The sequence below is a fragment of the Anaerococcus sp. genome, from assembly GCF_022770135.1.
Taxonomy (GTDB): Bacteria; Bacillota; Clostridia; order Tissierellales; family Peptoniphilaceae; genus Anaerococcus.
Genome location: NZ_JALEIL010000139.1, coordinates 1 through 8,487 on the forward strand (window position 1 = coordinate 1; position 8,487 = coordinate 8,487).

9 protein-coding genes are annotated in these 8,487 nt (G+C 37.3%); 3 read left to right on the forward strand and 6 right to left on the reverse strand.

The window, feature by feature from the left end; translation table 11 throughout:
• Positions 1-21: 21 nt before the first annotated feature.
• Positions 22-906, reverse strand: coding sequence for an SH3 domain-containing protein (locus tag MRZ08_RS07140; RefSeq protein ID WP_297381078.1), 885 nt, complete (start codon positions 904-906; stop codon positions 22-24).
• Positions 907-1,321: 415 nt separating this feature from the next.
• Here MRZ08_RS07140 and MRZ08_RS07145 point away from each other — a divergent pair, with 415 nt between their 5' ends.
• Genes MRZ08_RS07145 through MRZ08_RS07155 form a run of 3 tightly spaced genes read left to right on the forward strand, consistent with a single transcriptional unit; the run spans position 1,322 to position 4,705 of the window.
• Positions 1,322-2,359, forward strand: coding sequence for a D-alanine--D-alanine ligase family protein (locus tag MRZ08_RS07145; protein WP_297381082.1), 1,038 nt, complete (start codon positions 1,322-1,324; stop codon positions 2,357-2,359).
• The gene (murF, locus tag MRZ08_RS07150) at positions 2,356-3,738 is read left to right on the forward strand and encodes a UDP-N-acetylmuramoyl-tripeptide--D-alanyl-D-alanine ligase (RefSeq protein WP_297381085.1); all 1,383 of its coding nucleotides are present in this window, start codon (positions 2,356-2,358) and stop codon (positions 3,736-3,738) included. Before MRZ08_RS07145 ends, murF begins: the two co-directional genes overlap by 4 nt.
• A gap of 34 nt (positions 3,739-3,772) precedes the next feature.
• Complete coding sequence (locus tag MRZ08_RS07155) at positions 3,773-4,705, forward strand: 1-phosphofructokinase family hexose kinase (protein ID WP_297381087.1); 933 nt, start codon at positions 3,773-3,775, stop codon at positions 4,703-4,705.
• 38 nt (positions 4,706-4,743) lie between these two features.
• Here MRZ08_RS07155 and MRZ08_RS07160 read toward each other — a convergent pair whose 3' ends face one another.
• From MRZ08_RS07160 to MRZ08_RS07180, 5 genes are all read right to left on the reverse strand, one after another.
• Positions 4,744-5,448 (reverse strand): HAD-IIB family hydrolase, encoded by a 705-nt coding sequence (locus MRZ08_RS07160; RefSeq protein ID WP_297381090.1) that lies wholly within the window; start codon positions 5,446-5,448, stop codon positions 4,744-4,746.
• A complete protein-coding gene (locus MRZ08_RS07165; RefSeq protein ID WP_297381092.1) occupies positions 5,445-5,891 on the reverse strand; it encodes a deaminase in 447 nt (148 codons plus the stop codon). Before MRZ08_RS07165 ends, MRZ08_RS07160 begins: the two co-directional genes overlap by 4 nt.
• A gap of 9 nt (positions 5,892-5,900) precedes the next feature.
• On the reverse strand, positions 5,901-7,049 hold the full coding sequence (locus tag MRZ08_RS07170; protein ID WP_297381095.1) for a hypothetical protein: 1,149 nt from the start codon (positions 7,047-7,049) through the stop codon (positions 5,901-5,903).
• Positions 7,050-7,134: 85 nt separating this feature from the next.
• On the reverse strand, positions 7,135-8,004 hold the full coding sequence (locus MRZ08_RS07175; RefSeq protein WP_297381098.1) for an ABC transporter ATP-binding protein: 870 nt from the start codon (positions 8,002-8,004) through the stop codon (positions 7,135-7,137).
• The gene (locus tag MRZ08_RS07180) at positions 7,976-8,368 is read right to left on the reverse strand and encodes a GntR family transcriptional regulator (protein ID WP_297381100.1); all 393 of its coding nucleotides are present in this window, start codon (positions 8,366-8,368) and stop codon (positions 7,976-7,978) included. The genes MRZ08_RS07175 and MRZ08_RS07180 overlap by 29 nt, the downstream gene beginning before the upstream one ends.
• Positions 8,369-8,487 lie beyond the last annotated feature (119 nt).

Here is an 8,487-nt window from a genome sequence, read left to right on the forward strand (position 1 = left end):
GTTTTCGTACAGGCTTGTTTTTTAGTACCAACCATTATTAGCCCAAAATGCTTGAGCGTTTTCCCATGAACCGTATCTTCCGTATACGTATGAGTCTGCTGCTGCTTCTTGTTCTTCTGGGCTTGCTCCGTAGCCTACTAGGGATGGGTTTAGTTGGTATCTTCCGTAGTAGCCACCAGCTGGGTTATATGCTGTGTATGATCCGCCTGATTCTCTTTGAGCTATCCATTCTTTTGCCCAGTTTGAATCTCCTTGATAAGAAGAGTAGTCTTCTTCGTATGAATCTTCATAGTAGTAATCATTTGAAGGTTCTTCGTAGTAGTATTCTTCTGTGTATGTGTATGTTGGTTCTTCATATGTTTGGTATGAAGCTTTTTGTGTATTATTTGCTGGTGCTTGAACTACTTCTTTAGCTTTGTTATGAGCTTTCTCGTTTCTTTCCTTGAAAGATTTTAGAAGGTTGTTGTATACATATCCTTCTTCTCCATCGAATTTAACCTTTACGTATCCGTTAGCTGCTTCTTCGATAACTTCAACTACATCGCCTTCTTGTAGAACGCTTATTACATTTGATGAAAGTTGAGCATCATCTCTGAAGTTTGCTGGAGCTACAACTTCTGTTTCAGCTGTTACGTTAAACCATGGTGTACCTACGAATGCTTCTTTTCCTTCGAAGTCGATTCTGTACCAGCCGTTAGCTTTTCCAAGAATTTCGTAAGATTTGTTTTCGTCATTGATTGTTCCAATAACGTTGTTCTTTTCTTCAGCAGTGCTTCTTACATTTACTGCTTTTGCCTTTTCTGTGTTAAGTTCGATTCTATCAGCCTTAGCTTCCTTTGATCCGAAAGTAAATACTGATGGTAGTACTAGCGCTGCTGCTAGTGCGTATTTTGTGAATTTGTTCATTTATATCCTCTTCCTAATTTTATTAATTTTAAAATTTAATTTCGTTTGTAATAATAGTTACAAAATATTAACAACTCTTTTTTACAAGCCCTATTGTACCTTTTAATTGTGTAAAAATTATGTAGATTATGATTTTTTTTAATATTTTCTAGAAAATACTGATATACAAGGTTTTCCCAGAAATTTTTTAGCTAATTTCATCAAATATTTTATTAAATTTCTAGATTTTTTTTATAATTTTTCTATAATTCAAACAAATTCCGACCGTTTTTATCTTTCTTTTAGCTCATTAAATTGTAACAAATGTAACTCTTGTGATTTTTTCTATAAGCTTAACCTCCTCCTTATAATAATTAGCCCAAGTTTTCCTAAAGTAGTATAATCCTCATAGAATTTATATGAAAGAGAGCAAAGAATGATTAATGTCTACATTTTATGTGGTGGCCCTTCAAGCGAGCATGATATATCTCTAAGAAGTGCCCTTAACATAAGCAAGAATCTAAATGAAGAAAAATATAAGATAAAGTTAGTATATATTAATAAAAAAGGAGCTTACTCAAAAGCTTTCGATAAAATCGACACAGATAATGAGTTTGACCTAGTTAGGGAAGTTAAGGAAAATAGGACAAAGTCTATAGCAGATTTCCTCGCCTGCCTGTCCAAGGAAGATTATTCAAAAACCATTGTAATTCCTGCAGTCCACGGAACCTATGGAGAAGATGGAACCATCCAAGCCCTCCTAGATGTTATAGGAATTGCCTACATAGGAAATGGCCTTCTATCTTCTGCAATCTGTATGGACAAGGTTACAAGCAATGATATTTTCGAGAAGAATAAATTAAGTCAGGCCAAATATCTCTACACTAATAAGGATGGTTTCGACGATACCTTCGCCGATAGATGTATAGAAGGAATCGGCCTTCCTCTTATAGTAAAGCCTTCTGCTAATGGGTCTTCTGTTGGCGTAAGCAAGGTTACCAACAAGAAGGAACTTCTAGCTGCTGGAGATGAAGCGCTAAAGTATGATAAAAAGGTCCTCGTAGAAGAGCTAATCGAAGGGCAGGAAATCGAGTTTGCTGTAGTAGGCTACATGAATCCAGATGTCTCTGAGCCTGCAGCCTATATCTCAGACCACACCTTCCTCGACTACGATGCTAAGTACTTTTCTAAGTCCACCAAGGAGACTCTTCCTTATATACTAGAAAATGAAAAGCTAGAAGAAGCTCGAGAATTTGTAAGAAGAGCATACGAAGCTTGTGGCTGTGAAGGCTTTGCCAGAGTTGATATTTTCCTAGGCAAGGATAATAATTTCTATGTCAACGAAATCAATACCTTCCCTGGCTTTACCCCTTCATCATTTTTCGCAAGACTATGTGAGCTTATGTATGATGAAAGCTTTGCAGAGGTTTTGGATAGATTAATAGAAGATGGATTTGAAAGGTGGCAAAGATGATAGAAAGAAAGCTGGGCGAAATCGCCAAAATGATCGGCGGAGAAATCTCTGATGAAAAATACTCTGATCTTAAAATTAAGGGAGTATCTTCTGATTCTAGAACAATCCAAGAAGGAAATCTATATATTCCTCTAATCGGGGAAGTCTTTGACGGAAGACTTTTTATCAAGGAATGTGAGGATAAGGGCGCTTCTGCCTTTCTCGCAGATCATGATTGTAAGATAAAAAATAATATATCCATCCCTTATATAAGGGTTGAAGATACCTTAAAAGCCCTCCAAGATTTGGCAAGAGCTTATAGGGCTGAGCTAAAAGATACCAAAGTAATAGGCATCACAGGTTCCAATGGAAAGACAACTACCAAGGACCTCCTCTATGAAGTTCTCAAGGAAAAGTACAAGGTTCAAAAAACTATAGGAAACCTCAATAATGAGATAGGAGTTCCTAAGACCGTACTTAGTCTTGAAGAAGATACAGATATCGCTATAGTAGAGATGGGAACAGATAGCTTCGGAGATATATCTCTTACTACTAGTATTTCAAAGCCAGATATAGCAATTATTACCAATATTGGAGATAGCCACCTAGAAAATCTCAAGACCAAGGAAGGAATCCTAAAGGCCAAGATGGAAATCGTAGAAGGCCTAAGCCCAGAAGGATATTTTATCTACAATGGTGACGATCCGACTATGAAAAAGGAAATCTCAACCTATGAAGTAAAACAAAAAATCATATCTTTTGGAGAAGAGGATGAAAATGACTTTGTAGTAAAAGCTTCTGGTGATAACAGAGGAAATGTGAAATTCTCCCATGATGGAGAAACTTACACCATTCCCCTCTTGGGTAGTCACAATATCTACAATGGCGGCGTAAGTGTCCTAGTATCTAGCCTCCTTGATCTAAGCACAGATCAAATCAAGAAGGGGCTTTCTGAAGTAACTCCTGCCAATAATAGGTCAAGGATGATAGAATTCGATGGCTTCGATGTCTTGGATGACTGCTATAAGTCAAATCCTCAGTCCCTAAGAAGTGGCCTTGAAACAACAAAGCTTCTAGGAGGCTACGACAGCAAAATCCTTGTGCTAGGCGATATGCTAGAGCTTGGAGAAACTGAAAATGACCTCCACTACCAAGTAGGTAGAGAAATCGACCCAAAAGATATTGACTATTGTCTCTTCTTTGGAAGTCTTTCTAAGCATATGTATGAGGGAGCCTTAGAGAACTTCTCCAAAGATAGGATCTTCCACTTTACCAGCAAAAATGATCTCATAGACAAACTAAAATCCATCATCACTAAGTCTTCTCTTGTATTTGTCAAGGGAAGCCATGGCATGCACATGGAAGAAATTATAGAAAGTATAAGCAAGTTAAAATTATAGGAAAGAATTAGAAAAGAAAGGAAAAGGAAGAATAATGATTTATACCGTAACCCTAAATCCATCAATTGATTTATTTGTAGAGCTTAAAAATCTCAATCTCGGTGGACAAAACAACATCGTCCAAGAAAGATCCGTCCCAGGAGGAAAGGCCCTTAACGTATCGAGGATTCTCTCTTCTCTAAGAATCCCAACCATAGCTACAGGTTTTGTCGGAGGCTTTCAAGGAGAATTTATCAAAGATTGGTTGACAAACGAAAATATTAGCACCAACTTTGTAAAGATGGATAACCACAATAGAACAAACATCAAACTTTTCGAGAACAATCAAGAAACTATGATCAACTTCCCAGGACCAACTATCAAAAGCAAGGAAGTAGACGAATTAGTTTACTATCTATCAAGAGTTAGAGAAGGAGATACCATAATCTTCGGTGGATCAGTTCCTCCAATGGAAGATGGACTAGATAACGACATCTACACCAGACTCGTATCAGTAGCCACAGCCAATGGAGCAGACTTCGTAGCAGACGTACCTGCAAAATACCTTCTCGATATAGTAAAGGAAAATCCAATACTAGTTAAGCCAAACGCAGAAGATATCGAAGAAATATTCAACGTAAGAATAGAAGATAAAAAAGACTTCATCCCTTACGGCAAAAAGCTCGTAAATATGGGAGCTAAATACGTAATAATCTCCTATGGTGCGAGTGGATCAATGCTATTTGTGGGAGATGATGTCTACGAATCAACTCCAGTAAAGGATGATAATGAAATAATAAACACTGTTGCCTGCAGAGACGCTATGATAGGAGGCTTCGTAGGAACCATGGTTCGTGATGGCGACCCAGTAGAATCATATAAGGTCTCAGTAGCAAGTGCTTCTGCCACAGCAAGAGTCCTAGACCTCCCTTCAAGAGAAGAAATCATGAAGATGCTTCCTCTTGTCAATGTCGAAAAAATTGGATAATAAAACAAAAGCCTAATTAGTTGAGAGGAAATCCTCTCCTAATTAGGCTTTTTTTGAAATTCATCTATATTCTCTATCAATTCTCTTATCCCTTCGACTTTAAAGTTCACAGCATCTAAGACTTCTTTTTCCTTCACATAGTTTAGGCTAAAGGATAGTCTTGTTTGCTCTAGAAATGTTATGTCGTTGAAGTCATCTCCTATGGCTATGATTTCCTTATCAAATCTATAGAAGTCCTTGATAAATTCTATGCCGGTTTGCTTGCTTACAGCAGAATTAATTACGTCAATTACCCCTATTGACTTGTGGAAGGAGAAGTCTTCTTGGAAGGGATTTTCTAGGATGTGGTCTGAGTATATTGCAAGAGATAGGATTTCTTCGCCTTCTCTTAAGTCGGCTATCTTTTCTACTGCCCTATCCTCATCTGTAAAAATCCTAGTCTGATATTTTCTTCCGTAGAAGTCTATTACCTCCATAATTTTATCCTGGTCTAGTGAATATTTTAGGATTTCTGTCATCTCCTTGCCGTTTTTTACAAAAATATGGGACCCGTTGTTGGCTATGACAAAATCTGGGTCAATCTTTCCTTCTATTAGGACAAAGAGAGAATGGTAGGTCCTACCTGTTACAATGCCAAAGAGATTCCCCTTATCTTGGAAATCTCTTATGGCCTTTATATCTTCTGTTTTGATTTTCTCATCTATGAATATCGTTCCGTCAAAATCGGATGCAATTAGCTTCATTTGTCTTCACTTATTTCTATTCTTTCAAAGCTTATATTGTTTCTTTCCAGAAGCTCGACCGCATAGTCGTCCATCCTGTAAGCTGTTCCGTAATAGATTTTCTTGATTCCTGCTTGGATTAGGGACTTGGTACAGTTAAGGCAAGGGAAATGTGTCACATAGCAAATGGTGTTTTTGGTAGCTATGCCTTCCTTGGCACAATATAGTATGGCGTTCATCTCGGCATGGATTGTGGCTATACAATGCCCATCTCTCATGGTGTGGCCCACCTCATCGCAATGAGGATTTCCCTTGATCGATCCGTTGTAGCCTGTAGAAACTATCCTATTTTCTTCATTTACCAAAACGCAACCAACATAAGCCCTGTCACAAGTTCCACGTCTTGCGACAGTTGTTGCAAGTTTCATGAAATATTCTTCCCAACTAAGTCTATCTTTTGCCATATTCTCTCCTTAAAATTTAAGTCTTATATCAAATAGCATATCAAAGAATTTGTAACTTAGCAATAAGGAAAGTACAAATATTATCATCACAAGAAAACTTGTATCTACAAATACACTAGCAAGAAGTGAGGTCATGAGATTGGCTAAGGTGAGGGTCGCAATTAGCTTACAAAATAAGCTTACTTTTTTGTTTACTATCATATAGCCACTTCTTTCGCTAGTTTGATTCTTGCTCAGATATAGGGCGAGGCAAAATATCAGAGCTGCCACAAGGACAAAGGCAAGGATGGTCCTTATATCTTCTACATCAATATAGACAATAGATAGGAGAGTTTTTATAAAAGGATGAAGTCCTTCTTCAAAGCTTGCCATCGCACTATAAAACTTATCTGCCATATTAGTAGAAAATACTTGCAAGGTCATATTCAAATTCTCCCTATAGAGCTCAAAGCCTGCAAGAGTCATTATGAAAAGACCGAAATGACCAAGGAAATTACCTGCAATAAAACCTAAGGAAATAGAGATTATACTCGTACCAAGGAAAATCAGGATATTTCTACAAATCTGCCTTCCTATAAGAGAAAAACTTAATACTTGTCCAAAGGCTGAAGTCTTTAAAATGAAGGCAAGAACGACGGCATTTATAGCAAAAATCACCAGGCCAAATAGAAATACAATTCCCGTTTTCATCAGTAATTCATCTTTCTTCTTCCATGGCATAAGTCTAGTAAAATCATATATTGAAGAAGACTGCTCAAGACTTGTAAGACTCATTCCAAATAGCCCCATAAATATAACTATAGGAAAGATCAAGGCCTGATAGTAACTAGATCCATCAAATTTCCCTTCATCAAATCTCTCAAGATAGGTCTTAATGCTGTTGTAGATATAGTGGGCATCATATCCCCCATTTTTACTTAGCCTTTCAAAGTAATCATCCTGAACCTCGCCAGGGACATCTAGGCTATACACTTCATCAAAGTCTCGGAGCTTATACTTTTCCTTATACTTTAGAAGTTCAATTTCAATCTGGTCTAAGCTTTCTCCGTTAATCTTTAATTCTTCATTGTCATTTTTGCCGTATAAATCTTCTCTCATGCTTAAAACATTATTAGAAAAGTTATCGTAGTCGTTTCTAATAGAATTTTGATTAGACATGCCAACGGCCATGGTACAAAAAACCGTAACCAAAATAATCCAAATAGAGAATCTCTTCCAGGTAAATTTAATCAAATTCTTAAAATTACGCATCTTCTCGGCCCCTTTCTAGGTAGAAATAATCCTCAATCTTAGGAGTTAGGATATCATATTGGGCTATGTCCTCTCTCTTTAGGATTTCTTCTACGTCCTTTTCACTTGCATTTACAAGAATTGTCGCAACTCTTCCGATTTTGTTTATGAGAATCATCCTCCTATCGAGATTTTCTGGAACCTCTTCCTTAAAGACAAGTTGGATCTTCCTTAATTGATTGATTCTTTCGTCTGATGTATCTATGAGCTTGCCATCTTTGGTTAGATAGAAGATATAATCTGATATTCCAGAAAGCTGGTCGAGCTCGTGGCTTGAGGCAAATACTGCCTTGCCAGAATCCTTGGCATCTATAAGATATGATAGGATTTCCTTTTTGTTTAGGACATCCATCCCATCAAGGATTTCATCAATTAGAAGAATTTTCGCCCCACTTGCAAGAATTGTTATAAGACCTAGGATATTCTTCTGTCCTTTGGAGAAATTCCTCACGTTTTTGTCTGGATCAATCTTTTGTCTTTTGATTTCCTCAAAGAAGAAAGTTTCGTCGAAGTCTTCATAAATAACTTTGAAAAAGCCCGGAATATGCTTTACCTTATAATAATTAAAATAGTCAAAGCTATCAGGCAAGAAGGCGATGTTCTTAATAAGACTTGGATTTTCCCTAAGATCCTTATCATCAAGGCTAAAGCTTCCACCATCAATATCATAAATCCCACACAAGCACTTAAGAAGAGTGGTCTTACCCGAACCATTGCGGCCGACAAGTCCTGTAATCATTCCTTCCTTTAAGTCAAAGGAAATATTATCTAAGACTTTCTTTTCATCAAAGTCCTTACTTATTTTCTCTGCCCTTATCCTCATACAAACTCCTTTCTGTCTCGTCGAAAATCGCGAGTATTTCTTCCCTAGCAAAGCCTAAAAATATAGCCTTGGTGAAATCTTCCCTGAGATTTTTCGTAAATTCGTCTTTGTTAGTATCAATCTTACTCTGATCGATTCGGATAAAAGTCCCTATGCCAGGTCTTGTCTCTATTAGACCTAGTCTGTCAAGTTCCTTGAAGGCCTTGGAGACAGTTGTCTGATTGATGGACAGACTCTTCGAAAGCTCTCTTACAGATGGGAACTTATCCCCATCCTTAAGTAAGCCTTTCGCAAGATAGAGCTTGGTCTCATCAACGATTTGCATATACAAAGGGACTTCCGAATTAAAATTTAGCTTAAACATAAAACCTCCCTTCTGGTGTTATGCCATATACCATACACTGTTAATAATATTATATCAGGGACTTTGATTTTTGCAAGAGCAATTAAAAATTTCCAGCAAAAAAACTTCCCGAAGGAAGT